We start from the raw sequence: 25,926 nt of genomic DNA, 5'->3' as shown, positions 1-25,926 counted from the left end.
TCACGGAGCATGCGGCCGATGGCCGCATGAAAAGGCTTTGGCAACCTCGCGCAAATCCCCTGGATCCACTACAGCGCCCCAGCAGCAAGATCCCCACCACGCCCACTCGCACGGGCAGGAGCCGGACTACCAGGCTCATGTGCATGACGAGCACTGCAGCCATGAGCACGGTCACCACGATCATCACGACCATGTGCACAGCGCCGATGGCAGCTGCTGCGGCCATGATCACAGCCATGGCGGCAAGCATGTCTATATCTATTCGCCCTCGGGGGCGGTGCGCGACAAGGCAGCCTTCAAACGCGGCATCAAGCAGCTGGAGGCCCTGGGCCACGAGGTGGAGGTCGATGCCGATGCGCTGGCCAGCAGCCAGCGCTTTGCGGGTGACGACGCCACCCGTCTGGCTGCTATCCACCGTGCAGCGGCCAGCGGAGCCGACGTGGCGCTGATTTCGCGCGGCGGCTACGGTCTCACGCGCATTCTGCCGGGCATCAAGTACAAGACCGTGGCCAAGGCGATTGCGGGCGGCACCAAGTTTGTCGGCCTGAGCGACTTCACGGCTTTTCAGCTGGCCATGCTGGCACAGACCGGTTCGGTCACCTGGGCGGGTCCCGCGCTCAACGCCGACTTCGGTGTGGACAGCAAAAAGACCGGCGAGCCCGTGGACGACATCATGCTGGACTGCTTCGAGGACCTGCTCAGCGGCCAGGGCGAGGGCGCGGGCTGGCAGATGCCCAGGATTGGCGAGCTGCCCAATGGCAAGCCGCAACTCAAGGACTTCTATGTTCCTGGCGGGGCCACCTTGTGGGGCGGCAACCTGGCGGTGCTGGTGTCCTTGCTGGGCACGCCTTACTTCCCGCAGGTCGACGGCGGCATTCTGTTCATCGAAGACGTGGGAGAGCACCCCTACAAGATCGAGCGCATGCTGACCCAGCTGCTGCTGGCGGGCGTGCTGCAAAAGCAAAAAGCCATCATCTTTGGCCAGTTCACCGACTTCAAACTCACCACCCACGACAAGGGCTTCAAGCTGCAGACCGTTGTCGACTGGCTGCGCATGCAGCTCAAGCGCCCCGTGCTGCAAGGCCTGCCCTTCGGCCATGTGCCCACCAAGGTGCTGCTGCCCGTGGGCGCGCAGGTATCGCTGTCTGTGGAAGGGCGGGATGCGCTGATCTACTGGGGACATGTCTGACGGCAGACTGCCGCTGAGGTTGAGCCGCCAGCATGGCTTGCGCCTCGTGTCTGTGCCTAAGATGATTCAGTTTTAATAGCTGTTAACGTAGACTGAATATAGGCTGAGTGCCAATCTGGTTTGTATTTTTGAGATCGGGAAGGACGCACGCATGGGCAAGGCTGCACTGCCGTGGACCGAGGAAATGCTGGCCCTGCTGGGCCAGGAAAAAGACGCCGTGCTGGCCGAGCGCTGGGGCACATCGGCCAAGACGGTCAACCTCAAGCGCAATGCGCTGGGCATTCCCGCCTTCGGGCATTTCCAGTGGACGCAGCCAGCGCTGGCTCTGCTGGGCCGGGAGGCCGATGCCGAGGTGGCGAAGCAGCTGGGCATCAGCAAGGCCAGCGTGGTGGCCAAGCGCACCGAGCTCGGTATTGACTCGATGACAGGAGCTGCTGCCAGCAGCGCTTTCGACTGGAGCGACGAGGCCGTGGCCTTGCTTGGCACCGCATCCGACGCCAAGATTGCCGAACAACTGGGCCTGAGCCGCCTCACGGTCTACAACGCTCGCATCGCCAGAGGGATTGCTGCTGCAGGCCGGGGGGCAGCGGGCAAGAGCCGCGAACCATGAACCGTGCTGGCGCGCCAGCGACCGAGCTTGGGCCGACCCGGCCGCGGACTCTGCTGCGCGCGGTACTGCTGGGCTGGCTGTGGCTGGCGGCCCTGGCCGGCTTTTCTCATCTGCTGACGCGCCTGCCGCCCTGGGGCTGGCTGCTCGCAGTCCTGCTGCTGGTGCTGTTGCCAGCCTGGGGACATTGGCTGCTCCTGATGCTGCGCAAAAAGCTGCTGCGCTTGCAGTTCGCGCCGCAGGGGCATATCGGTCGCTGGCTCGGCGGCGGTTGGTGGCCGGCCTGCAAGGCATTGACACTGGCCTTGCTGTTGTGCACCAGCTCACTCTGGCAGGCCTGGTTTCTGGCGCCCTGGGAATGGGCGCTGCTGGCGCTGGCCCCCTTGCTTCATGCCTTGCTGGCCTGTGGCATGCAGGCGGGCCTGAAGCGAGAGTTTTCATCGCCAGCCTTTGCCTGGGCCTTCACCCAGCGCGCTGCCACCTGGCTGCTGCTGGTGCTTCTGGGCGGTGGCTGGCTCTATGGCATGGCCAGTCAGCAGGATATGGGACGGGCGCTGGCGGCCGGTATGGAGCCTGAAGCGCTGAATCTTGCTCTGGCCCAGATTCATGCTGCGCCCTCGGGGCTGGTGCGCTGGGGGCTGGATGCCCTGCTGGCAGTGCAGCTGGCGAGTGGCGCCATGGCCGACCTGCCCCAGTTGCCCGTGCTGCGCCTGTTGCTGCTGGCGCTGTTCGGCCCGGTAGGCGTGCTGCTGTGCCTGGGGCGCGCCATACAGGGGGCATCGGCTTCCTCGGCCCTGCTGCTGCAGGCCAGGCCTTCGGGGGCAGTGCGCAATGCCGCGCCTTCGCCGGCCGCGCCTTTGCCTGCCGCGCCTTTGCTGGCCCTGGTTGCCGTGCTGGTGCTGGGCATTCTGGTGCAGACCACGGCCGCCCTTGACGGCCTGGCGCGTGCGCAGGAGAGCCCGCTGGCGCTCAAGCGCCTGCCCGAGTGCGAGCGCATCGGGCAGCAGCTCTACAGCCTCGGCACGCTGGACGCCACACGCCAGCAGGTTCTGCAACTGCTGGGCCGGGCCCAGGCCGGACAGGCCCTGTGCCAGAGCATCCCGCAGATGAACCAGCAACTGGATGCCGCCGTCGAGCGCTATCTGGACTGGTATTTCAGTCTGGGGGCGGAGTGGGGCCGCATCCTCAGTCTGCTCACGGGCGATGTGAGTCAGTTTCTGCAGAACAAGCTCAGCGAAACCCTGGGAGCCACGCCAGGGCTGGAGGGCTGGGTGCAGACCCTGCAAAAACAGGCGCTGACCAGCGGCGCTGCTCTGGCCGAGGGCCAGCAGCGCATCGAGCAAACCCTGGCGCGTCATCATCTGGCCCTGAGTCCCGAGCAATGTCTGGTGCGTGCCGAGGTTGCCAGCCTGCCTGCGCTGGAGCTGCTGGGCGATGCACGCCAGCGTCTGACGGCCAGTGCCCTGGTGGGCACGGGGGGCGGTGCTTTTGCCGCGGCCGTCGCGGGCAAAGCCATGGCCAAGGCCTCGATGAAGGCCGCCAGCAAGGTGCTGGCCAAGGCGGCTGCCAAGCAGGGTCTGGGCAAGGCCGGGGCAGCGGTAGCCGGTGCGGCTGTGGGCTCTGTCGTTCCCGGTGTCGGCACGGCAGTGGGGGCGGTGGCGGGAGCGGTCGCCGGTGTGGTGCTGGGCGTGGGGATTGACTGGGCGGCACTTTATGCCGAAGAACTGCTGACACGCGATGCCATGCGCGCCGATCTGCGTGTCGCGCTGGGCGAGCAGATGCAGAGCCTGAGCCGGGCCATGGGCTGCCAGTAAGCGAATCAGTCGCGTTTCAGCAAGTCCGTACAGAGCGGCGGCAAGAGCTGAGGAAAACCTGTGCTGCGGGTGCTGTCTAGGGCTGCATTCCCGCGAGCGCAGGCGTACAGTGAAGTTTCGCTGCAGGAGTTGCATATGCTCAATTACTCCCTCATGAAACCCGAAGGCATCTTGCTGCTGGAGCCCCATGGGCCCCTGACCGAGCAGGATTTTGACGGCGTCAGCCAGGATGTGGACGAATTCCTGGCCGAGCATCCCAAACTGCATGGGGTGATGATTCAGTCCAAGGACTTTCCAGGCTGGGAAAACTGGGCCGGCTTCAGCGCCCATATGGGCTTTGTCAGAGATCATCGCCATCAGGTGGAGCAGATCGCTCTGGTGACCGACAGTCATCTGGCGGGCATGGCCGAGTTCGTCGGCAGGCATATCACGCATGCCGAGGTCAGGCATTTCCCCTTTACCGAAGATGCCATGGCCATGCAGTGGCTGCATGCGGCCTGAGTCGTCTGTCTGAACCCGCCCGGCAACTCTGCCGCCGAGCTGCGACAGAGTTGCCTGGATCCGCCTAGCCCTGTTTTCGGTGACCGGTCGTCGCGGTCGCCGCGGCTGCCGCCTGCTGCGGGGCCTGTGCGTAGCGCTTGAACTCCATGGTGTAGGTGGCGCGGCCCTGAGTCATGGAGCGCAGATGCGTGGCATAGCCGAACATTTCCGATAGCGGCACCTCGGCCCTGATGGTCTTGCCGTCGCCTGCGATATCGTCCATGCCCTGCACGGCGCCGCGGCGCGAGGACAGATTGCCCATCACGGCGCCTGCGTATTCCTCGGGCGTCTCCACCTCGACGGCCATGATGGGCTCCAGGATCACCGGGTCGGCTTTCTTGCAGGCTTCCTTGAAGCCCAGGATGGCGGCCATGCGAAAGGCCTGCTCCGAGGAGTCCACCTCGTGGTAGGAGCCGAAGATCAGCCGCACCCGCACATCGACCACCGGGTAGCCGGCCAGAACGCCCGAGTTCATGGCTTCGCGCAGGCCTTTTTCCACGGCGGGGATGAACTCGCGCGGAATCACGCCACCCTTGATTTCATCGACAAATTCAAAGCCCTTGCCCGATTCCAGCGGCTCCACGCTCAGCACCACATGGCCGTACTGGCCCTTGCCACCGGACTGGCGAACGAACTTGCCGTCCACATCGCTGACTGTTTTGCGAATGGTTTCGCGGTAGGCCACCTGGGGCTTGCCCACATTGGCGGCCACATTGAATTCACGTTTCATGCGGTCGACGATGATTTCCAGGTGCAACTCGCCCATGCCGGCAATGATGGTCTGGCCCGATTCCTCGTCGGTGCTGACTCTGAAGGACGGGTCTTCGGCCGCGAGGCGCGCCAGTGCCAGGCCCATTTTTTCCTGGTCGGCCTTGCTCCTGGGCTCCACCGCCTGGGCGATCACGGGTTCGGGGAAGGAGATTTTTTCGAGCACGATGGGCGCTTGCGGATCGCACAGCGTCTCGCCCGTGCTCACGTCCTTGAGGCCCACGCAGGCCGCAATGTCGCCGGCGCGGATTTCGTCGATCTCCTGGCGTGCGTTGGCATGCATCTGCACGATGCGGCCTATGCGCTCCTTTTTACCGCGGGTCGGGTTGTAGACCAGATCGCCCTTGGCCAATACGCCCGAGTAAACGCGTACAAAGGTCAACTGGCCCACGAAGGGGTCGGTCATGAGCTTGAAGGCCAGGGCGGCGAATCTTTCGTCATCGCTGGCATGGCGTATCAGCGTGGTGCTGGCGCTGTCGTCCTCGCTATGACCCTCGATGGCAGGAACATCGAGCGGCGAGGGCATGAGCTCGACAATCGCGTCGAGCAGGCGCTGCACGCCCCGGTTCTTGAAGGCCGAGCCGCAGAGCATGGGCTGAATTTCGGTGGCGATGGTGCGCAGGCGCAGGCCGGTGATGATGTCCTCGGCACCGAGGTCGCCGCTGTCCAGGTATTTCTCGGTCAGGGCTTCATTGGCCTCGGCAGCGGCTTCCACCATCTTCTGGCGCCATTCCTGTGCGCTGGCCAGAAGTGCAGCGGGGATCTCCTGGTACTCGAACTTCACCCCCTGCGACTCGTCGTCCCAGAAGATGGCTTTCATCTTGATGAGGTCGACCAGACCATGAAAATCGGCTTCGGCTCCGATGGGGATGACGATGGGAACCGGGTGGGCTTTGAGGCGGTCCACCATCATCTGGCGCACACGAAAGAAATCGGCGCCCACGCGGTCCATCTTGTTGACGAAGGCCAGGCGCGGCACCTTGTACTTGTTGGCCTGGCGCCAGACGGTCTCCGACTGTGGCTGCACGCCGCCCACGGAGTCGTAGACCATGACTGCGCCGTCGAGAACGCGCATGGAACGCTCGACCTCGATGGTGAAGTCCACGTGGCCGGGTGTGTCGATGATATTGATGCGATGGGCCGGGAAGTTGTGCTCCATGCCCGACCAGAAGGCCGTGGTGGCCGCCGAGGTGATGGTGATGCCGCGTTCCTGCTCCTGCTCCATCCAGTCCATGGTGGCAGCGCCGTCATGGACTTCGCCCAGCTTGTGGTTGACCCCGGTATAGAACAGTATGCGCTCGGTGGTGGTGGTCTTGCCGGCATCGATATGCGCGGAGATGCCGATATTGCGATAGCGTTCTATGGGCGTGTGGCGAGCCATGATGACCTCCCTGAAACACAGTTCTGAAACTGAAGCGCCGGCACCATGTTGCGGAGCCGGCAAGCAGAGGAAACGCATCGGAAATACTAGAGAGATGGCTACAAACTCACTGCCAGAGTGGGTATGGCTCGCGGCATAAAACACAAGCAGCAGGCCAGGGCGCAAGGCCTGGAGCCTGGCGGGCACCCGGCTTTCCCTTCATTCAAGAACAAGGACTTGTGAACATGACAGAGCAGAGCATTCAGATCGCAGCCCACAAAATGGTCTACATCCTGGTGGTGGAGCAAAGCCTGCGTGCCGGCGAAGGAATGAGCGAGAAAGCGCTTGCTGCCGACCTGCAAAAGCATGGCATCTTCGACGGCGAGCGTCAGTCCGCGCTGGACTGGGCCGTCACCAGGGGCTGGCTGCAAAAAGCAGGCGGCGAGGTACGCTTGACCGAAGCCGGTTTTGACATGAATTTCACGCAGTAGCGGCAGGCGTCGGGCAGCAGCCGCCGCCCCGGCGTCTATTCCAGATAGACGCCTTTTTCCTTCTTGCGTGCCCGCATGCCGGTGCGCAGGAACAGTTCGCTGCCGCCCTGCACGGCCAGGGGCTGACTGGGCTTGCCGGCTGCTTTGGCCAGATGGGCATCGGCGCGCGCATTCCAGTGCTCCAGCAGATCCTGCAGGGCAAGGCGCTCTGTTTCGGTCAACTGCGGATGCTGCTCCAGGAAATTCTGCAGATACTGGCGCGCATCCTGCTCCAGCTGCTCGCGCGTGGTGGCCAGCGAGATATAGCTGATGTCATCGTCGCGCCCGCTGGTATGCGTGCCCAGCAGATAGCAGCCGATATAGTCGCCCCGGGTCTGACCCACGGCGGGGTCCTGGCTGAGTTTCTTGAACAGACTGAAGGGCCACATGCGTTGAATTCCTTGGGACTGACGCGAACAGGGAAGCACGACAGGCATGGAGCGCCATGCCTGATCCGAATCTGCGTAAGTCGTTTTACTAAGAACGTGTTTACGATCTCTACGCAGCCGCGTTGGAGCGCAATCGGGATGAGTTCGAAGCGATGGCTCGCCGCTTGCACCGGGGTGCAAGCAAGAGACAGCGCGCAGTAAATCGCCCGATTTCGCTCCAACCCTTCGGGACAGTGTCTTTGCGGACGCCCGGTCAGGGGCGGTCTGCGGCGTTGCCTCGCCGGCCGCGCAAATCCTCGCAATAGCAGAGCTATTGCTGCGGTATCGCGCGCGGGGGGGCGCCCCCTAGCATTCCATCCCGCAAAGCCACTGTCGCGGCGCGAGGAGATCGTAAACACGTTCTACGGGCCGTGGCCCAAACAGGTATTGTCGCCCATGGCTGGACGCGATCAGCATGTGGATGTTGCGCACCGGACGCATGACAAGAGGCGATATGGGAGACATCACTTCGGCGGCAGAACCCTCTGCCGGTCCCTGGCTCAGGCGCACACTGCATCTGGCGGCTGCGGCCACCGGGCTGGTTTTGCTGGCAGGGGCCGCGTTGGCGGTCTATGGCATGCGGGCCCAGCCGCGCATGGATGGCAAGCTGGTCCTCGCCGGGCTTGAGCGCAGCGTGTGGGTCAGGCGCGACGAGTCCGATATCACGCATATCAGCGCCCGGTCGCCGCAGGATGTCTGGCGGGCCCTGGGCTTTGTCCATGCGCAGGAGCGCGGCTGGCAGCTGGAGTTCAACCGTCGTCTCATGCAGGGGCAGCTGTCGGAGATTCTGGGGCCGGCCACGCTGGAGCTGGACAAGCTGATGCGTGCTCTCGATATTCATGGCGCGGCGCGTCGCCAGTACGCGGCGCTGCCGCACTCGGTGCAGGAGGCCTTGCAGGCCTATAGCCAGGGTATCGCCGCCTTTTATGCCAGGCCTTCGCAGGCTGCAGCGCCGGAGTTCCTGCTGCTGGGCACCAGGGCCGGAGCAGGAGGGCCATCGACCTGGGAGCCTGAAGACACCGTGGGCTGGGCGTTGATGATGGCGCTGGATCTGGGTGGCAACTGGGGCAACGAGTTCGCACGGCTGAATCTGCTGCAGGTCCTGAGCACCGAGCAGCTGTGGCAGCTGATGCCTGCCTATCCGGGCGAGCAGCCCGCGACGGCCGTTGATCTAGCCCAGCTTTACCGCCAGTTGGGCGTGTACCGCGAGGCCGATGCGTCGCAGAAGCTCTCTGTCCCGGTGCAGCAGATTGAATCTGCCCTACAGCAATGGGCGGCCTCCATGGCGAGGGACATTGGCAGCAACGACGGACTGGGCAGCAATAACTGGGTGGTGGCCGGCAGCAAGACCCGAAGCGGCAAGCCCTTGCTGGCCAACGACCCGCATCTGGGGCTGAGCGCTCCGGCCATCTGGTACTTCGCGCGTCTTCAGTCGCCAGAGGGCCGGGCCGGTGACGGCAGTGCCCTGAGCGCGCTGGATGTGACAGGGGCCACCTTGCCCGGCATGCCCTTCGTGGTGCTGGGCCGTACGGCTCAGGTGGCCTGGGGCTTTACCAACACCAACCCCGATGTGCAGGATCTGTATCTGGAACAGATCAACCCGGCCGATGCCAGCCAGTACCGCACGCCCTTGGGCTGGGAAAAGTTTGTCGTGCGCGAGGAAGTCTTCAAGGTCAAGGGACAGAGCGATGTCAGGGTGACGCTGCGCAGCACGCGCCACGGCCCGGTGATCAGCGACGCGCAGCAGCAATACGGCAAGGTCATCAATACCGATCGCTATGCGCTGGCCCTGCGCTGGGCGGCGCTGGACACGGACAACCGCACGGTGGAGGCCGGTATCAGGGCCAACGGGGCGCAGACTGTGTCCGAATTGTTCGAGGCATTTTCCATCTACCACTCGCCCATGCAAAGCATTGTGGCGGCCGATGTGCAGGGACATATCGGCTTCAAGGCCGCAGGCAGGGTGCCTGTGCGTGCGCCGGGCAATGACTTGCGCGGCGTGGCGCCGGCGCCGGGCTGGGATGCGCGGTATGACTGGCAGGGCTGGCTGGGATACGATCAGACGCCGCAGGACGATGGCGGCACGCGCGGCTTTGTGGCCACGGCCAACCAGCGCGTGACGGATGCCGGCTATGCGCATTTTCTGACCCAGGACTGGAGCCTGCCTTATCGCCACCAGCGCATAGAGCAGCTGCTGGCGGCAGGCCGCCAGCATGACGTGGCCAGCATGGCGGCGATTCAGAACGATGTGCAGTCCCTGGCCACCCGGGCCTTGCTGCCCGTGCTGCGCAAGGCGCAATCGAGCCACGCCCTGGCAGAGCAGGCGCAGCAACTGCTGGCGGGCTTTGAGGGGCAGATGGAGCGGGACAGGCCCGAGCCGCTGATCTTCTCGGTATGGGTCGACGAGCTGACGCGCGGCCTGGTGATTCCGCGCATTGGCGAGCAGCGCTTTGCCATGAGCTACGGCAAGCGTGACTTCCGTGCCGGGCTGGAGGGAATGCTGGCGCGCAATGACGCCTGGTGGTGCGCGCCGCTGAGCTGCGAGCAACAGGCCGGACAGGCGCTGACCCGCACGCTGGACAAGCTGCAGTCGGCCTACGGCAATGATCCGCGCCAATGGCGCTGGGGCGCTGCGCACCCGGCGCTCAGCGCGCACAAGCCGCTGGGCTCGGTGGCGGCACTGGCGGGGGTCTTCAATGTGAGTGTGGCCTCGGGCGGCGACACCTATAGCGTCAATGTCGGGCAGTACAACGCCAACCCGCCGCCCTCCGATGCCAAAGGTCCGCTGGGAGGGCGCTTTGTCAGCCGCCATGCGCCCTCGCTGCGCGCCATCTACGACCTCAGCGATCCGGAGTCCTCGCAGTTCATCTACCAGACCGGGCAGAGCGGGCTGGCGCTGTCGGGCCGCTATGCCGACATGAGTGCGGAATGGGCCGACGGCCGCTATCGCCCGCTGCGGATGCAGCCCGGGCGCTGGCGCCATGTGCTGGAGCTGCAGGCGCGGTGATCCAGAGTTTGCTATTGTTAAATGAGCTAATGGCGCATGTATTCAATTGATTTAAGAGGTAAATAGATCTGAAATCATTTAATAACATGCGCCAAAAGCTCTTTTTTATATAGCAATCGGTCAGCGCAGAAACTCTTCGATCAGCCTGGCCACGGCCTCGGGCTGGTCGTGGTGCAGCATATGGCCGGCGTCTTGCACGCGGGCGATCTCGCATTGCGGGATGTGGCGAATGCGCTCGTGGTACTGCTCCAGCGTGTAACGGCCCTGGTGCCAATGGCCCAGGCTGTCGTCCGATGCTTCAACCGACAGGGTAGGCGCGCTGATGGCAGCCAGGCAGGCCAGGGCCTCGTCCACGCGGTAGAGGTAGGGGTTGGAGAGCTTGTGTGCGGCGTCGCCCAGAATATGCCAGCGGCCCTGGGCATCCGGGGCCGACCAGTGATGAGCCAGCCATAGGGCCTTGTCGCGGGGCAGGCGGCGATTGGTTTTCTGCAGGCGATTGGCCACGGCCTCCACGCTGTCGTAGGGGGCGAGACCCATGCCGCCCGCCCGCTGCTCGCGCAGCTGATCCATCCATTGGGCCAGACGCCCGGGGGCCTGGTCGGGCCTTGTGGGCGCCATGCCGAAGCCCTCGAGATTGACAAAGCGGCGTATGCGCTCGGGCCGCGCTCCGGCATACATGCAGGAGATATTGCCGCCCATGCTGTGGCCGACCAGGTCGATGGGCTGATCGGGTGAAATCTGCTCCAGCAGCATGTCCAGGTCGGCCAGGTAGTCGGTGAAGTAGTAGCTGTCGCAGGGCTCGGTGCAGCGGCTCAGGCCGAAGCCGCGCCAGTCGTGAGCAAGGATGCGGCGGCCCTGAACAAAGGCGTCGCTGAAGGCATCGACTACAAACTGGTAGGAGGCGGCCACATCCATCCAGCCATGGGCCAGCACCAGCACGGGCAACTCGGGATCGATTCCAGAAGCCGGCTCGGGCTCCCAGCTTCGCTGGTGGTAGTGCATATTGCGCACGGGCAGCATCTGCGAGCGCCACTGGCGGCGCGGCTGATAGGGCGGGATATCGGTGAGCTGGCCGGTCTGCGCGGGGTTGTGCGTTGTCATATTGTCTCCGTTGTTTTGATTATTGCTGCGCTTGCAGCATGGCCCGTCGTGCGCGGGACAGCGGTGTCAGCAAAAACAAGGAGTCTGCCCTGATCTTGTACTGTCAGGCTCTAAACTTGGAAGCATGACTTCTGCTGCATCCACCTCCCGTCTTTCCATGAATCCCGTTGCTCTGGGGCAGAGCGATCTGCGCGTCAGCCCCATCTGTCTGGGCACCATGACATTCGGCGAGCAGGTCGATGAGGCTCAAGCCTGGCGCATCATGGACCGAGCCGTGGAGCGCGGCGTGGAGTTCTTCGACACGGCCGAGATGTATGCCGTGCCCGCCCGTGAGGCCACCTTTGGCACGACGGAATCCATCATCGGTCGCTGGCTCAAGGCTCGCCCCGGCATGCGCGAGCGGATCACGCTGGCCAGCAAGGTGGCCGGTCCATCGCGCGGCATGCCCTGGATCCGCGAAGGCTCTGGCATGTCGGCGGATGACATTGTTCGTTCCTGCGACGCCAGCCTTGAGCGCCTGCAGACCGAGGTGATCGACCTCTACCAGATTCACTGGCCCGAGCGCCATGTGCCGGCCTTCGGCACCATGTATTACGACCCGCAGAAGGAAAGCTCGCTCACGCCCATCCACGAGCAGCTGCAGGCGCTGGCCGGCCTGGTCAGGCAGGGCAAGATTCGCCATATCGGTCTGTCCAACGAGACGCCTTATGGCGTGCACGAGTTTGTGCGCCTGGCCGAGCAGCATGGGCTGCCGCGTGTGGCTGCGATCCAGAATCCTTACTGCCTGATCAACCGCAGCTATGAGAACGGGCTGGACGAAACCTGTCACCGTCTCGAGGTGTCGCTGCTGGCCTATTCGCCACTGGCTTTCGGCCTGCTTACGGGCAAGTTCGATCAGTTTGCGCCGACCGAGGCCGGTGCGCCCAAGGAGGCACGCATTGCCAGGTATGAATCCGTGCAGAAACAGCGCTGGGGTCGCCCCGATGCGCTGGCCGCCGCGCGCCGCTACAACGCGCTGGCGCGCGAGCACGGCCTCACTCCCACGCAGCTGGCATTGGCCTTTTGCTACACCAAGTGGCAGGTGGCCAGCACCATCATCGGTGTGACTTCGGTGGCCCAGCTCGACGAGGATCTCGATGCCTGGGGAACCGAGCTGTCTGCCGAGCTGCTGGCTGAAATCGACCGCATCCGCTGGGAGATGCGCGATCCTGCTGTCTGATTGCTTTATTGAGGGAAAATGGCTAGTGGCCCATATCGGGTATGCGCCACTAGCTATCAAAATTGAATCATGGCAAAAAAAGACAAAAACGCCCATGTGAGCGAGACTCCGGCCACGCAGATGCTCAGGGCCCACAAGGTGGAGTTCACCGAGCACCCCTATGACTATGTGGAGCATGGCGGTACCGAAGAATCAGCGCGTCAGCTGGGACTGGACGAGCATGCGGTGGTCAAGACCCTGGTGATGCAGGATCAGGATGCCAGGCCGCTGATCGTGCTCATGCATGGCGATTGCAAGGTATCGACCAAGAACCTGGCACGCCAGATCGGGGCCAAGAGTGTGGAGCCCTGCAAGCCCGAAGTGGCCAACCGCCACAGCGGCTATCTGGTGGGCGGCACCTCGCCCTTCGGCACCAGGCGCGAAATGCCGGTCTATATCGAGGAAACCATACTCGCGCTGCCACGCATCGCCATCAATGGCGGGCGGCGCGGCTATCTGGTGCAACTGGCCCCTGAGGTCTGCACCCGTTTGCTCGATGCCCGGCCGGTGCACTGCGCGCTGGCAGAATAGGGGGCTGGTCAGCCGGGGCAGACGCTGGCTGGCAAAAAAGCAAACAACTAAAACATACGCAATCAAGGATCTACAACGGCATTGCTATCGACAAGACAGCATGCACGGTCCGAACTTGCGTAAGTCGTGACAACAATCGGCTCCGTCGACTTGGGTTGGCGGGCCTAAGGGCCAGTCTCTGGCCGAGGAATTCCTTTGAGCGCCCTCTATCCCGTTATTGCCGTCATCGCGGCCTATCTGATTGGTTCGCTGTCTTTCGCCGTCATCGTCAGCCGCGTCATGGGCCTGAACGATCCGCGCACCTATGGCAGCGGCAACCCCGGTGCCACCAATGTGCTGCGCTCGGGCAGCAAGGCGGCTGCGGCTGTCACGCTGCTGCTGGATGCGCTCAAGGGCCTGGTGCCCGTGGTGCTGGTCAAAGCCTTCGGCGCGCAGTTCGGGCTGGGCGACAGCACGGTCGCGTTGGTCGGCCTGGCGGCTTTCCTGGGCCATCTGTACCCGGTGTTCTTCGGCTTCAAGGGTGGCAAGGGCGTGGCCACGGCCTTGGGCGTGCTGCTGGGCATCAGCGGCTGGCTGGGTCTTGCGACGGCGCTGACCTGGGTCATAGTGGCCGTGTTCTTCCGCTATTCCTCCCTGGCCGCGCTGGTGGCATCGGTGTTCGCGCCCGTGTATTACGTGCTGTGCAGCGGCATCGTCTGGGATGCGGAAACGCCCATTACTGCCGCGATTGTCGTGATGGCGATCCTGCTGGTCTGGCGTCATCGCGAAAACATCCAGCGCCTGATCGCCGGCAAGGAATCCAGGCTGGGACAAAAAAAGACCGATGGCTCCAAGCCTGCAGAGGGCGCGGCCCGCAAGAACGGCAAGAGCAAGCATCGCTAGGACGCGGCTGCTACATTTCGCCGAGGCCGCCTTCAGGCCTCTTCCATTCAAGCGCAAGAAGCTCCTGATTAAATAGCAAAAAGATATGGCTTCCAGCCCATCGCAGCGCGACTACAGCGCTCCCTGCCCTGGTTGTGGCGCGCCGGTCCACTTCGCCAGTGCGCAATCGAGTTTTGCCGTCTGCGAGTTCTGTCGCAGCACCGTGCTGCGCGATGGCGAGACGCTCAAGCGCATTGGCTCCATGGCCGAGGTGTTCGAGGACTACAGCCCGCTGCAACTGGGTGCCTCGGGCATGGTCAAGCGCAACGGCAAGCCCGAGCCCTTCACCATCGTGGGCCGCGCGCAGTACAAAAGCGCGGCTGGCAACTGGTCGGAATGGGTGGCTGCGCTCAGCAACGGCGAGCTGGCCTGGCTGAGCGAGGACAACGGCAGCTTTGTCTTTGCCGTGAGCTGGCAGCCGCCGGGCTGGAACGTGAAAGAGTTCCAGCAGCGTGAATGGCGCATGGGCCGCGAGCTCAAGGCAGGCACCGAATCCTTCACCGTCACCAGCATTCAGGATGCGCAACTGATGGCGGCTCAGGGCGAGCTGCCCCAACTGCCTCAGCTGGGCAAGAGCTTCAAGCTGGTGGAGCTGCGCAGCGACAAGAACCAGATTCTCTCCATCGACTTCAGCGACAAGACACCGGCCTTCAGCCTGGGGGCAGCCGTGGCGCTGGATGCTTTGCAGATGCAGGGTCTGCGCAGCAGCGCCCAGCAGAAAACCCAGGGCCGCCACTTCAACTGTCCCAAGTGCGGTGCCGTGGTGCCCGTGCGCTTCGACACCACCAAGGCCCTGAGCTGCCCCAGCTGTGGCAGCCTGATCGACATGTCCAAGGGCATGGGGGCGGAGCTGAGCTATGCCGAGCAGCGCAGAAAGGTCAAGCCTCTGATCCCGCTGGGCAGCGAAGGCACGCTGGATGGCCTGAAATGGCAGGTCGTGGGTTTTCAAAGGCGCAGCGGGCGTGGTCTGGGCGAGGATGAGGACGACAGCTTCACCTGGGACGAGTACCTGCTCTACAACAAGAAGGCGGGCTTTTCGTTCATCGTCGATTCGGAAGACGGCTGGAGCACGGCCCGCGTCATCACGGGTGCTCCCAAGCTCAGCAAGAACGGCGCCACTGCGACCTATCTGCAGCGCAAATACCAGCGCGACTACGCCTACCTGGCGGAGACGGAATATGCAGAGGGCGAGTTCTACTGGCCCGTCTTCAAGGGCGCCAAGTCCAGCAATGTGGACTTTGCCAATGGCGGCAAGCAGTCCACGCTGGCGCTGGAGACTGCCAATCAGGAAACGACCTGGACCCATGGCCAGCGCGTTTCGGCTGAGACGGTGGCCAAGGCGTTCGGCACGGCCAAGCTCAAGGATCGCTCCCAGGTCAGTCCTCTGTCGGGCAGCGGCTTCAGCTGGGGCACGATTCTGTTCTGGTTGTTCCTGCTGCTGTTCATCCTGCCGTTCCTGCGTGCCTGCATGTCCAGTCCCAACTGCGACCCGCGCACAGATCCCAACTGCACGTACAGCCGCTCCAGCAGCGGCTCCTACGGTGGTTACACCTCCGGTGGCAGCCATAAATAAGCGTCGCTGCTCTCACAGGCAGGCCCCCTATCTCATTACAGGAGAGACATCATGAATTTCGACTGGTTCAGCGCCCAGAACTTCTTCGGCTCCATCATCTACGCCCTGGTGGGCGTGGTGGTGTTCTGGCTGTGCTTCATCATCATCGACAAGATCACGCCCGTGGACATGTGGGCCGAGATCGTGGAGAAGCACAACAAGGCACTGGCCATGGTGGTGGCGGCCATGTGCCTGGGGATCAGCATCATCGTCGCTGCGGCGATTCACTAAACACCCCCTGAGGCGCCCGTGCCTTCCCCCTCTCTCGCTACGCGGGAGGGGGACGACTGCATCGCTGCGCGGCGGCGCTTGCTGGCAGTCCCTCGTTTGCAGCGCGCCGGGTCTGAGCTTCAGAGTCCAATGGGAAGTGCTGATTCCTGAGGAGTGCAGGCCGATGGTGTGCTGAACTAGATAGAAAGTACCTTTGATGACTTCGATGGTGGCCGAGCAGGACAGCGCTGGCCTGGGGCCTAGGCCCATTGATGTGGCGCTGCTGGCCAGCGTCTTCGTGATTGCGGCCTGCGGTCTGCTCTATGAGCTGGCGGCAGGCGCGCTGGCATCCTATCTGCTCGGTGATTCGGTGCTGCAGTTCTCCACCATCATCGGCACCTATCTGTTTGCCATGGGCATAGGCTCGTGGCTGTCGCGCTATTTCGAAGATCAGCTGCCCGCGCATTTTCTGCGCGTGGAGCTGATGGTGGCGCTGGTCGGCGGTGCCTTGCCGGCCGTGCTGTTTCTGGCCAATGCCTATGCGCCGGGCGCGTTCCGCTTTCTGCTCTACGGCATGGTGATGGTGGTGGGAACGCTGGTGGGGCTGGAGATTCCGCTTGTCATGCGCATTCTCAAGCGCAATGCATCGCTCAAGGATCTGGTCTCCAAGGTGCTGACCTTCGACTATCTGGGGGCCTTGGCCGTGTCGCTGGCGTTTCCCATCGTGCTGGTGCCCAAGCTGGGCCTGGTGCGCACAGGTCTGCTGTTCGGCTTCATGAACGCGGCCATTGCCGTGTGGGCCCTGGTGCTGTTCAAGCATGAGCTGCGCAATCTGCGCGCCCATGCCTGGGCCTGTGCGCTGGTGCTGCTGGCCCTGGGCGGCGGCATCGCGGGCGCGGATCAGCTGACCCGGCTGGCCGACGACCATTTCTACCAGGACCGCATCGTGCTGAGCAGCAGCTCGCCCTACCAGCGCATCGTGGTGACACAGGGGCGCCAGGGCGCGCGGCTGTACCTGAACGGCAATCTGCAGTTTGCCCAGAGCGACGAGTACCGCTATCACGAAGCGCTGGTCCACCCCGCCATGGCCGCACATGGTGCACCGAGGAAGGTGGCGGTGCTGGGTGGTGGCGACGGCATGGCCGTGCGCGAGGTGCTCAAGTACCCCGGCGTGGAGTCCGTGGTGCTGGTGGAGCTGGACCCGGCCATGACCGGCCTGTTCAAGAGCAATGCCATGATGACGGCGCTCAATGGCAATGCACTCAACGATGCCCGCGTGAGCATCGTCAACACCGACGCCTTTCACTGGTTGCAGGAGACTGCAGACACCTTCGATGTGATCGTGGTGGACTTTCCCGATCCCACGAATTTCGCCATAGGAAAGCTGTTCACCAATAGTTTTTATTCGCTGCTGGACAAGCGTCTGGCGGCCAGCGGCTATGCCGTGATTCAAACCACCTCGCCGCTGATTGCGCGCCAGAGCTTCTGGACCGTGGTGCAGACCGTGGAGTCCGTGGGTCTGACGGCGAAGCCCTATCACGTGCATGTGCCCAGTTTTGGCGAATGGGGTTTTGTGCTGGCCAGCCACCGTCCCTGGCGCGAGCCCGAGGCTTTGCCCGCTGGCATGCGTTTTCTGACCCTGCCCACGCTGCGCCTGATGTTTGACTTCCCTCTCGATATGGCGCGCCTGCCGACCGAGGTGAATCGCCTGTCCAATCAGGTCCTGGTCAACACCTATGAGCGCGAGTGGGGCAAGGTGGAGCATTGATGCGGGCCGATCTGAAGCGGCGCGACTGGCTCGGGCTGGCGGCTGCCAGCGCTTTGGGCGCAGCTGGCCTGGCCGGCTGCAAGCAGCCAGCGCCCAGACTGGAGGACTTGCCTGGCGGCTTCAGCGGCGTGGCGCTGGAGCGTGGTCATGGCCTGCGCCCTTTCTGGCAGCGCCTGGCGCAGGGGCTGGAGCTGCCTGCACCTGCGGTGGTGCACCGAGCGCCGGTCGTGATTGCGGGCGGGGGCATGGCCGGGCTGGCGGCGGCACGCGCGCTGGAACTGGCTGGCGTGCAGGGCGCAGCCTTGCTCGATACCCAGGCCGCCATGGGAGGTAACAGCCAGGCCGGGCAAGTCAAGGGCATTGCCTGCCCCTTGGGCGCGCACTATCTGCCCGTTCCCGGCGACGATGCCCATGAGGTGCAGGACTGGCTGGAGGAGCTGGGCGTGCGCCAGCGCTTCGCTGGCCGCTGGCGCTATGACGAGCGCTATCTCTGCCATAGCCCGCAGGAGCGCCTGTACTGGCAGGGCGTCTGGCACGAAGGACTGCTGCCCGTGCAGGGCGTGAGCCAGCGCACGCTGGAGCAATATGCGCTGTTTGAAAAGCAGGTCGAGGCAGCGTCTCGGGCCGCAGCCTTTGCCATGCCTTCCATCCGTGTCTGGCAGCGCGAAGCGGGTCTGCCTGCCTCTCATGCGGTGCTCGATGCACAGCGTTTCGACCAATGGCTGGCGGCGCAGGGCCTCGATGACGAGCGTCTGCTCTGGTATCTGGACTACAGCTGCCGGGATGATTTCGGTGCCGGTCTGAGCCGCGTATCGGCCTGGGCGGGGATTCACTATTTCGCCAGCCGCCATGGTTTCCACGCGCCGCGTCCGCAGTCCGAGCACGAGAGCGAAGCGGATGGCGAGCAGGTGCTGACCTGGCCCCAGGGCAATGGCTGGCTGTCGCAGCAACTGGCGGCGGGACTGAAGGCCACGCAGCTGCAGACCGATTGCAGCGTGCTTGCCGTCACCGAGGACGCGGGCGGCGTGCAGATCGAGGTTTATCACCATGGCCGCCAGCAGCATGAGCGCTGGCTGGCGCGCCATTGCGTGGTGGCGCTGCCCAGCTTTGTTGCTGCAAGAGTGCTGCGCAATGCGCCCGATTTTCTGCGTGCCGTGGCGGCTCGCCTGGACTGGGCCCCCTGGCTGGTGGCGAACATCCATATCGACCGACCATTGGCCGACTACCCCGGCGCCGAGCCCGCCTGGGACAATGTGCTGTATCGCGATGGCAATGCGGGCGGGCTGGGCTATGTGGATGCGGGCAATCAGCGACTGGACCGCATCCGCAGTCAGCCCACGGTGCTGAGCTACTACCAGGCGCTGGGGGACTGGGCCGATGGGCGCCGGCAATTGATGCAGCAGCCGTTTGCCTTCTGGCGCGAGCGCATCGTGAACACGCTGAGCGAGCCGCACCCAGACTTGCTGCAGCATGCCACACGCATGGAAATCACCCGCTATGGCCATGCGATGGCGATTCCGCGTCCTGGCGATCAGCGGATATTGAGCGAAATAGCCGTCAAGTTCAGTACCAGCAAGCGCAATCTGCTATTGAATGGAGAGCGAGTGCAAGGCCTGCCCACGCCTGCGACGGCGCGGCTGAGCTTTGCGCATTCGGACTGGGCCGGCTACTCGGTACTGGAAGAGGCGTTCACGCGTGGCCACCATGCCGGCCTGATCGCTGCACAAGGCGTCTAGAAAGGGTCAGCGTCTGCTACCCGGCAGCTTCACCATGCGGTACAGCTCCGCATTGCCGCGTGCACTGTGAATGCCCAGCTGTGCCATGGAGCGCAGGTCCAGATCCAGCGTGAGCGACGAACGAGCCAGCGCGGAGGTGATGGCCGGCCTGCGCCCGTCCAGATGCCAGATGGGCGGGTACATGCTGTGACCGTCACGGTCGATCACGCTGGCAATCTCGGGCTCTTCCAGACTTTTTCCGCGGCGCAGCACCACGGCCACTTCGCCATTGTCCAGCTGCACATAGGTGCCGGGCGGGTACAGGCCCACGACATCGATCAAGGCCTGCTTGACCTCATCGGCGTATTGGCCGCCCTGCTGCAGCACTTGCAGCGACTCGGTAGCCGAGCGGCCGCTACGGGTCTTGCGTGGGCTGATCAGGGCCGCATATCGGTCTACCGTGCCCAGAATGCGTACCAGACGCTCCAGCGGCTGCAACTGTGCCAGCGGCGCGGGCTGCAGCACCACGTGGTGGTATTGCACGGTGTCCAGCCAGAGTCGGTCACGCACCATGAGCCGCTCCAGCATCAGCCGGCCCTCTGTGGGGTGCTGCTTGACAGCTTCGGCCTGCTGGCTGCTCAGCGGTGTACGCTGCTCGGCCAGCTGATTCTGCAGCACGGTCATGCCGATGTTCATGGTCAGAGCGGCCTGGATCAGCGTGTCGCGCTCGGATTGAGGCAGGTCAAGCTCCTTGGCAAGGATATGGCACAGGCCCGCGCAGACCACGGCGTGAGACGGGCTATAGCCCACGGTTGTCGAGCTGGCACGCTGAAACATCAGATACAGCGCGGCATCGCTGTCCTGCGTGATGAGGTCTTGCAGCCATAGATCAAGCTGGTGCAGCTTGATGGCAAAGCCGGGGATGCGCAGCGGCTCGGTCAGCAAAACCGCGAGTGCGGCCTCCAGATCCGACCACAGGCCCAGCAGGTCTTCATAGGGGTCGTCGTAGCGTGCGTGCATGGGCGAGAGGCGGGTTCAGTTCTTTTCCAGAACCATCTCATTGCCCTTGCGGGTCATCTGAAACCGGGTCAGCAGACTGTTGCCCAGCAGCACATAGGGCATGGACTGGGGGGCAACGACGGCCTCTATGCCGTAGACCTCCATCTCGCCCAGTCTGACGCTGTCGAGCTTGATGCGCCAGCCCTGGGCAGTGCCGTTGGCCGTGCGCATCAGGACGGGGGCACCCTGCTCGTAGGGCAGTCCCATGCGATCGGCATCGGCACGGCCTATGGCAATGGTGCTGGCGCCGGTGTCCACCATGTACTGCATGGTTTTCCCGTTGATATAGCCTCGATCCACAAAATGGCCGCGCGAGTCGGCGATCAGGATCAGCCGGCCCGAGCGCGCGGCGCCGCCAATGCCGCCCCTGCTGCCCACGCTGACCGGAGCTGCTCCCAGATGCACGGTCTGGCGCTGGCCCTTGATATCCACCACGGCGGAGTCGCCGCTGATCTGCAGCAGGCGCACCTCCTTGTGGCTTTCGTTGACGGCCAGCGCCTTGGGGGCACTGCCATCAATGACCAGCAAGGCCTTGCTGCCCAGCACGCCGGTCAGGGCTACGGACTGTCCAAAGGCACTGCTGGAGGCCACAGCGACTGAAAGCAAGAGCCCCATGCGACGCAGGCGAGAGGCGCGGGGCAAGGAGCTGAGCTGGCCGCGTCGCCCTGTGGCAACGGCCTCGCCCCCCTCCCGCAAGGCGAGGGAAGGGGAAGCAGCGGAGCTGCGCAGGGGGGGCTTCATTCAATCGCGGAAGTTGTTGAACGACAGAGGGTGGTCGGCCAGATCCTTGCGGATCAATGCCATGGCCGCCTGCAGATCGTCACGCTTGGCTCCGGTGATGCGGACCTTCTCTTCCTGAATGGCAGCCTGCACCTTGAGCTTGCTTTCCTTCATCAGCTTCTGGATCTTCTTGGCCAGCTCGGACTCGATGCCGTTCTTGACCTTGATGAGCTGCTTGACCTTGTCGCCGCCAATCTTCTGTGCCTTCTGGATGTCCAGGAAGCGCACATCGACATTGCGCTTGGTCAGCTTGTTGCGCAGCAGGTCCTCGACTTGCTGCAGCTGGAACTCGGCATCGCCGTAAATGGTGATTTCCTTGTCCTTGAGTTCGACGGCGGCCGATGTGCCCTTGAAGTCGAAACGGGTGCCAATTTCCTTGGTGGCGTTGTCAACGGCGTTCTTCACTTCGACGAAATCGGCTTCGCAAACAGTGTCAAAAGAAGGCATGTGTAATTCCTATCAGTATCAGAGCGGTAAACAGCCACAGTGCGCCGGGCCGTGATGTGCTGCTTGCCAGCAGCAGAGCAGGCGCAGTGCGACAATTGGATGGATGTTAGTCGAGAAAAATGTTCCCCTGCAGCATTGCAACACCTTTGGCATTGCCGCGCGCGCCGAAACGCTGGTGCGCATTCGTAGCCAGGACGATATCCGTCAGTTTCTCGCCGACCCGCTATGGGGGCGGCAGCCTGTGTTCGTCCTTGGCGGTGGCAGCAATGTGGTGCTGACGGGCGACGTGGCCCCCGTGGTGCTCAAGATGGAAATCATGGGCATGCGGCTGCTGCGCGAAACCGACAGGCACTGGATTGTCGAGGTCGGGGCGGGCGAGCGCTGGCATGACATGGTGGCATGGACGCTGGCCCAGGGCTATACAGGCCTTGAAAACATGGCCCTGATTCCAGGCACGGTAGGCGCGGCCCCGGTGCAGAACATCGGCGCTTACGGGATGGAGCTGCAGGATCGCTTCGACTCCCTGGACGCGATCGATCTGGTCACCGGCGAGCAGTTCAGCCTCAATGCCGCGCAATGTGCCTTCGGCTACCGTGACTCGGTGTTCAAACATGCACCGGCTCAGCCCAAGTACTGGCCCGTGACGGGCTCGACGGCTGTCCCGCGCGGCCTGGGTCTCAAAGGACGGGCGGTGATCACCCGGGTGCGTCTGGCGCTGCCCAAGAGCTGGCAGCCGGATCTGGGCTATCTCGATCTGCAGCGCAAGCAGGCAGAAAAAGGCATAGAGCAGCCGACTGCACAGCAGATCTTTGAATGGGTCTGCGAGATTCGTCGTGCCAAGCTGCCGGACCCCGAAGTCATCGGCAATGCGGGCAGCTTCTTCAAGAATCCCACGGTGACGACCGAGCAATGCGCGGACATCATCGCGCGCGAGCCCAAGATTGTTCACTATCCCATGGATGACGGCTCCATCAAGCTGGCGGCCGGCTGGCTGATCGATGCCTGCGGCTGGAAAGGCAAGACCATGGGCCGCGCGGGCGTCTACGACAAGCAGGCGCTGGTGCTTGTCAATCGCGGAGATCGCCACAGTCTCGACGCCAGCGTGACCGGCGGCGAGGTGATGACACTTGCAGGGGCAATTCAGACCAGTGTCTACGAGCGCTTTGGCATTCGCCTGGAGCCCGAGCCGGTGGTGATCTGACTTTGTCGGTACCAACAAAAAAAATGGAGCCAGGAGGCTCCATTTTTGATGGTGAAAAGCGCTTATTTCCAGAAGGCCGGGCGCAGCAAAATGCCCGAAATACGGTAAGGAGCCTTGGGCTCGACCGCCAGTTCCATGGGCACAAAGCCCTTGGTGCAGCTCAGCAGCACGCTGGTGGCCAGAGGTGTGGAGCTTTCCATGCGGCCAACCGCCTGGCAGCTGCCGACGCCGGTGCGCACGGAGTCCAGGGCTTTCTGCACGGTGTCGATGGGGGAGTTCTTGAGGAACTCCTCGTTGAAATTGTTGGCAGCCAGCTTGGACTTGCCGTCCATGGCTGCGACAACTGCCTGCAGGCGCTTGCGCAATGCGGCGTCTGCGGCAGCGGCATCCACATTGGCAGGGGCTGCCTGAGCTGCGGGTGCTGCCTGCGGCGCAGCGGGCTTGGCGGCATCGGCCGCAGCAGCATCGGGCTGGGCCTGTGCTGCAGTCATGAAGCCGGCGGCAGCCAGCAGGGCGGTCAGACAAACAGCATTGCGTGTTTTGGTGGTAATCATCCGTTGAGCCTTTCGTCAAACAACGAGAGGCACTGTAAACCTTCTGCAAGCTTGATTTCGATAGACGGCAAACTGTTTTTTGTGAATAAATGGCAAAGACCTGATGCTGGCTGTGACGGTGGTGCGACTTTGTTGCAACACGGACAAGCAGGGTTGTCAGGGTTACTGCTTGCCGATGCGGCTTGTGCACTGCCTAAAATCTGTTGCACTGCAATAGCTCAATTGACGACGGGGCCGACCCCCAGAACATAAAGGACTTGCGATGCAAGAAAGCAAAGAGGGCAAAGAGGGTGATGTCCAGGTGGGGAGCCAGCGAATCATCAAGAAGTATCCCAATCGCCGCCTCTACGACACCAATACCTCTTCATACATCACTCTGGCCGAGGTCAAGCAGCTGGTCATGGATAGCGAGCCGGTGGTCATCAGGGATGCCAAGACCAATGAAGACCTGACGCGTTCCATCCTGCTGCAGATCATTCTGGAAGAAGAAGCGGGTGGAGCCCCCATGTTCTCCGAGGCAATGCTGGCCAACATCATTCGCTTCTACGGTCATGCCATGCAGGGCTTCATGGGGAGCTACATCGAAAAGAACGTGCAGATGTTCACGGACTTCCAAAGCAAGCTTGCGGGCCAGTCCCAGGGCATGAACCCCGAGGCCTGGAAGCAGTTCATGAGCATGCAGCCTCAAGCCATGCAGGGTTTGATGGGCAGCTATATGGAGCAGTCCCAGAACATGTTCACGCAGATGCAGGAGCAGATGCAAAAGCAGACGGAGCAGATGCTGGGTGTGTTCGGCATCAAGCGCTGAACGAAAACTGCTTTTCCCGAGCGGGCCAATGGCCCGCTTTTTTGTGTCTGTTGCTGGCGTCTGCCTGCGCTAGTCCTAATTGACGATGTTTGCGATTGTCGCCGGTCGAACAATGATTTCGTTGCTTCCGAATCGCGAGTGGGCAAGGAAGAAGAACGATAAGAGAAGTTCAATGACAGGTAGATGCATGGCGGATGCATCCAAGGAGACTAGGCATGAAGTTAGGAGAGGGACCCCGTTTGCTGGCGGTCTTGGCTGCAGGTGTATTGTTTGTGGGGGGGGCGTGGGCCAAGGCGACGCCCGATGAGCTGGCCAGGCTGGGCAAGTCGTTGACCTGCACGGGAGGAGAAAAAGCGGGTACAGCCAGTGGTGTACCCGAGTTCACGGGCAAATGGCTGGGTACGCCGCCTGGCATTCAATACAACCCGCATGCTGGCCAGCACCCGGTGGACCCCTATGCCGGTGAAAAGCCGTTGCTCACCATCACGGCTGAGAATCTGGCGCAGTATGGCGAGCGCCTGAGCGAGGGGCAGAAGGCCATGTTTGCCAAATACCCCAAGACCTATCGCATTCCGGTCTATCAGGGCCACCGTGACTTTCGCTTCTCGGATGCCGTCTGCGCGGCAGCCAGAAAGAATGCCCAGGATGCCGTGATGAACGCAGACGGTCAGGGCACAACGGGTGCGGTCAAGGGGGCGCTGCCCTTCCCGTTCCCCAGAAATGGCCTTGAGCTGGCCTTCAACAATCTGCTGCCTTCGCGTGCTTTCACCGAACACACGCTGCGTGACAACGCCAATGTGTTGGCCGATGGCAGCATCGTCTGGGGTCGTGCCGACAATCGCGCTTTCAGTCAGATCAACGACCCGGCCAACGCAGGACAGCCACTGGGCAGTCCCATGTCCCAGGGCATGAATGCGGTCAAGTTGCCCGAACGCGAGAAAGGCGGCGTCAGCGTGGTTTCCGAGCCGGTTGAGTTTGGCAAGGAAAAGCGCCTGGGCTGGAGCTATGACCCCGGCACACGTCGTGTGCGCCAGATTCCCGAGTACGGTTTTGACCAGCCATTGTCGGGCACCGGTGGCAAGCTGACGATTGACTCCGATCGCCTGTTCAACGGCTCGCCAGAACGCTACAACTGGAAGTCGCTGGGCAAGAAGGAAGTCTATGTGCCGGCCAATGCCTACAAGATTCACGGCAGCAACGTGAAGTATGCCGATCTGCTTAAACCTGGTCATGAAAACCCCGACTACATGCGCTACGAGCTGCGCCGGGTCTGGGTGCTTGAGGCTTCGCTCAAGGATGGCTACCGCCACATGTTCGGCAAGCGCGTGCTGTTCCTCGATGAAGATACCGGGCAGGCACTGATGAGCGATTACTACGATGCACGCGGCCAGCTGTGGCTGCAGGCGGTGGTCAATCATTACTACGCCTTCGACGCAAGGATCTGGCATGCGGGCACCAGCTTCTATCACGACCTGAACTCTGGCGGCTATGTGGCCTACAACCTGTTCCAGGAGCGCCCCCAGGGTCCCGTCTTGAACAAGGGCAATATGACTGCAGCCATGTTTACGCCCGAAGCAGCGCGTAACGCAGGCAACTAAAAATGAATCCGGCAAACAGCTTGTGGCGTAGTTTGTGTGGCTGCGGGCTTTTGCCATTCAAGTCAGGAGGCGCTTGCGCCTCCTTTTTTATGTGGCAGTAGCAATGCCCTGCTCAGGGCT

The 25,926-nt window shown here is 63.0% G+C and carries 23 protein-coding genes; 16 read left to right on the top strand and 7 right to left on the bottom strand.

Annotated elements, in window-relative coordinates:
* Window positions 1-139 precede the first annotated feature (139 nt).
* The 4 genes from AAIL67_RS02360 (at window position 140) to AAIL67_RS02345 (ending at window position 4,111) form a co-directional block, all read left to right on the top strand.
* The gene (locus AAIL67_RS02360) at window positions 140-1,189 is read left to right on the top strand and encodes an LD-carboxypeptidase (protein ID WP_003063276.1); all 1,050 of its coding nucleotides are present in this window, start codon (window positions 140-142) and stop codon (window positions 1,187-1,189) included.
* Between the two features lie 151 nt (window positions 1,190-1,340).
* The gene (locus AAIL67_RS02355; protein ID WP_034383772.1) at window positions 1,341-1,799 is read left to right on the top strand and encodes a hypothetical protein; all 459 of its coding nucleotides are present in this window, start codon (window positions 1,341-1,343) and stop codon (window positions 1,797-1,799) included.
* A complete protein-coding gene (locus AAIL67_RS02350) occupies window positions 1,796-3,610 on the top strand; it encodes a hypothetical protein (protein WP_063660838.1) in 1,815 nt (604 codons plus the stop codon). The genes AAIL67_RS02355 and AAIL67_RS02350 overlap by 4 nt, the downstream gene beginning before the upstream one ends.
* 135 nt (window positions 3,611-3,745) lie before the next feature.
* Window positions 3,746-4,111: an STAS/SEC14 domain-containing protein gene (locus tag AAIL67_RS02345; RefSeq protein ID WP_003063270.1), complete on the top strand. Its 366-nt coding sequence runs from the start codon at window positions 3,746-3,748 to the stop codon at window positions 4,109-4,111.
* A 64-nt stretch (window positions 4,112-4,175) separates the two neighbouring features.
* On the opposite strand, the gene fusA is transcribed toward AAIL67_RS02345, so the two are convergent.
* Entirely contained in the window at window positions 4,176-6,299 is a 2,124-nt protein-coding gene (gene fusA, locus AAIL67_RS02340; protein WP_343483302.1) for an elongation factor G, read from the bottom strand.
* Window positions 6,300-6,523: 224 nt separating this feature from the next.
* Here fusA and AAIL67_RS02335 point away from each other — a divergent pair, with 224 nt between their 5' ends.
* Window positions 6,524-6,769 (top strand): hypothetical protein, encoded by a 246-nt coding sequence (locus AAIL67_RS02335; RefSeq protein ID WP_034407752.1) that lies wholly within the window; start codon window positions 6,524-6,526, stop codon window positions 6,767-6,769.
* A gap of 35 nt (window positions 6,770-6,804) precedes the next feature.
* Here the strand turns inward: AAIL67_RS02335 and AAIL67_RS02330 are convergent, their stop codons facing one another.
* Window positions 6,805-7,197, bottom strand: coding sequence for a hypothetical protein (locus AAIL67_RS02330; RefSeq protein WP_343483301.1), 393 nt, complete (start codon window positions 7,195-7,197; stop codon window positions 6,805-6,807).
* A gap of 493 nt (window positions 7,198-7,690) precedes the next feature.
* On the opposite strand from AAIL67_RS02330, the gene AAIL67_RS02325 reads away from it, so the two are divergent.
* Window positions 7,691-10,243, top strand: coding sequence for a penicillin acylase family protein (locus AAIL67_RS02325; RefSeq protein ID WP_343483300.1), 2,553 nt, complete (start codon window positions 7,691-7,693; stop codon window positions 10,241-10,243).
* 120 nt (window positions 10,244-10,363) lie between these two features.
* On the opposite strand, the gene AAIL67_RS02320 is transcribed toward AAIL67_RS02325, so the two are convergent.
* Window positions 10,364-11,344: an alpha/beta hydrolase gene (locus AAIL67_RS02320; protein ID WP_052088889.1), complete on the bottom strand. Its 981-nt coding sequence runs from the start codon at window positions 11,342-11,344 to the stop codon at window positions 10,364-10,366.
* Window positions 11,345-11,501: 157 nt separating this feature from the next.
* Between AAIL67_RS02320 and AAIL67_RS02315 the strand changes: the two genes are divergently transcribed.
* From AAIL67_RS02315 to AAIL67_RS02285, 7 genes are all read left to right on the top strand, one after another.
* Window positions 11,502-12,563 carry an aldo/keto reductase gene (locus AAIL67_RS02315; RefSeq protein WP_343483367.1) on the top strand — a complete coding sequence of 354 codons (1,062 nt, stop codon included), beginning with the start codon at window positions 11,502-11,504 and terminating at the stop codon, window positions 12,561-12,563.
* 69 nt (window positions 12,564-12,632) lie between these two features.
* Window positions 12,633-13,133 (top strand): Cys-tRNA(Pro) deacylase, encoded by a 501-nt coding sequence (ybaK, locus tag AAIL67_RS02310; protein ID WP_034351750.1) that lies wholly within the window; start codon window positions 12,633-12,635, stop codon window positions 13,131-13,133.
* A gap of 195 nt (window positions 13,134-13,328) precedes the next feature.
* A complete protein-coding gene (gene plsY, locus AAIL67_RS02305; protein WP_063660843.1) occupies window positions 13,329-14,015 on the top strand; it encodes a glycerol-3-phosphate 1-O-acyltransferase PlsY in 687 nt (228 codons plus the stop codon).
* An 85-nt stretch (window positions 14,016-14,100) separates the two neighbouring features.
* On the top strand, window positions 14,101-15,627 hold the full coding sequence (locus tag AAIL67_RS02300; protein ID WP_063660844.1) for a DUF4178 domain-containing protein: 1,527 nt from the start codon (window positions 14,101-14,103) through the stop codon (window positions 15,625-15,627).
* A 51-nt stretch (window positions 15,628-15,678) separates the two neighbouring features.
* Window positions 15,679-15,897 carry a DUF350 domain-containing protein gene (locus AAIL67_RS02295; RefSeq protein WP_003063240.1) on the top strand — a complete coding sequence of 73 codons (219 nt, stop codon included), beginning with the start codon at window positions 15,679-15,681 and terminating at the stop codon, window positions 15,895-15,897.
* A gap of 196 nt (window positions 15,898-16,093) precedes the next feature.
* A complete protein-coding gene (locus AAIL67_RS02290) occupies window positions 16,094-17,644 on the top strand; it encodes a polyamine aminopropyltransferase (RefSeq protein ID WP_034383795.1) in 1,551 nt (516 codons plus the stop codon).
* Entirely contained in the window at window positions 17,644-19,380 is a 1,737-nt protein-coding gene (locus tag AAIL67_RS02285; protein WP_343483297.1) for an FAD-dependent oxidoreductase, read from the top strand. The genes AAIL67_RS02290 and AAIL67_RS02285 overlap by 1 nt, the downstream gene beginning before the upstream one ends.
* Before the next feature lie 6 nt (window positions 19,381-19,386).
* Here the strand turns inward: AAIL67_RS02285 and AAIL67_RS02280 are convergent, their stop codons facing one another.
* The 3 genes from AAIL67_RS02280 to AAIL67_RS02270 all read right to left on the bottom strand — a co-directional run bounded on the left by AAIL67_RS02280 (window position 19,387) and on the right by AAIL67_RS02270 (window position 21,645).
* Complete coding sequence (locus AAIL67_RS02280; protein WP_034383801.1) at window positions 19,387-20,379, bottom strand: HD domain-containing phosphohydrolase; 993 nt, start codon at window positions 20,377-20,379, stop codon at window positions 19,387-19,389.
* A 15-nt stretch (window positions 20,380-20,394) separates the two neighbouring features.
* Window positions 20,395-21,033: a TIGR02281 family clan AA aspartic protease gene (locus AAIL67_RS02275; RefSeq protein WP_063660998.1), complete on the bottom strand. Its 639-nt coding sequence runs from the start codon at window positions 21,031-21,033 to the stop codon at window positions 20,395-20,397.
* Between the two features lie 126 nt (window positions 21,034-21,159).
* Window positions 21,160-21,645, bottom strand: a complete 486-nt coding sequence (locus AAIL67_RS02270; protein WP_003063225.1) for a YajQ family cyclic di-GMP-binding protein — start codon at window positions 21,643-21,645, stop codon at window positions 21,160-21,162.
* Between the two features lie 103 nt (window positions 21,646-21,748).
* Here AAIL67_RS02270 and murB point away from each other — a divergent pair, with 103 nt between their 5' ends.
* A complete protein-coding gene (gene murB / locus AAIL67_RS02265; RefSeq protein WP_034351763.1) occupies window positions 21,749-22,846 on the top strand; it encodes a UDP-N-acetylmuramate dehydrogenase in 1,098 nt (365 codons plus the stop codon).
* Window positions 22,847-22,908: 62 nt separating this feature from the next.
* Here murB and AAIL67_RS02260 read toward each other — a convergent pair whose 3' ends face one another.
* Window positions 22,909-23,400: a hypothetical protein gene (locus tag AAIL67_RS02260; RefSeq protein WP_034351767.1), complete on the bottom strand. Its 492-nt coding sequence runs from the start codon at window positions 23,398-23,400 to the stop codon at window positions 22,909-22,911.
* Between the two features lie 262 nt (window positions 23,401-23,662).
* On the opposite strand from AAIL67_RS02260, the gene phaR reads away from it, so the two are divergent.
* Window positions 23,663-24,208, top strand: coding sequence for a polyhydroxyalkanoate synthesis repressor PhaR (phaR, locus tag AAIL67_RS02255; protein ID WP_012837888.1), 546 nt, complete (start codon window positions 23,663-23,665; stop codon window positions 24,206-24,208).
* Window positions 24,209-24,423: 215 nt separating this feature from the next.
* A complete protein-coding gene (locus AAIL67_RS02250; RefSeq protein WP_034351768.1) occupies window positions 24,424-25,806 on the top strand; it encodes a DUF1329 domain-containing protein in 1,383 nt (460 codons plus the stop codon).
* Window positions 25,807-25,926: the final 120 nt, after the last annotated feature.

The sequence above is a fragment of the Comamonas sp. A7-5 genome, from assembly GCF_039581385.1.
In the GTDB taxonomy this organism is placed as follows: domain Bacteria; phylum Pseudomonadota; class Gammaproteobacteria; order Burkholderiales; family Burkholderiaceae_C; genus Comamonas; species Comamonas thiooxydans.
The sequence above is the reverse complement of the archived record's forward strand: the minus strand, read 5'-3'. Positions and strand labels throughout refer to the sequence as shown.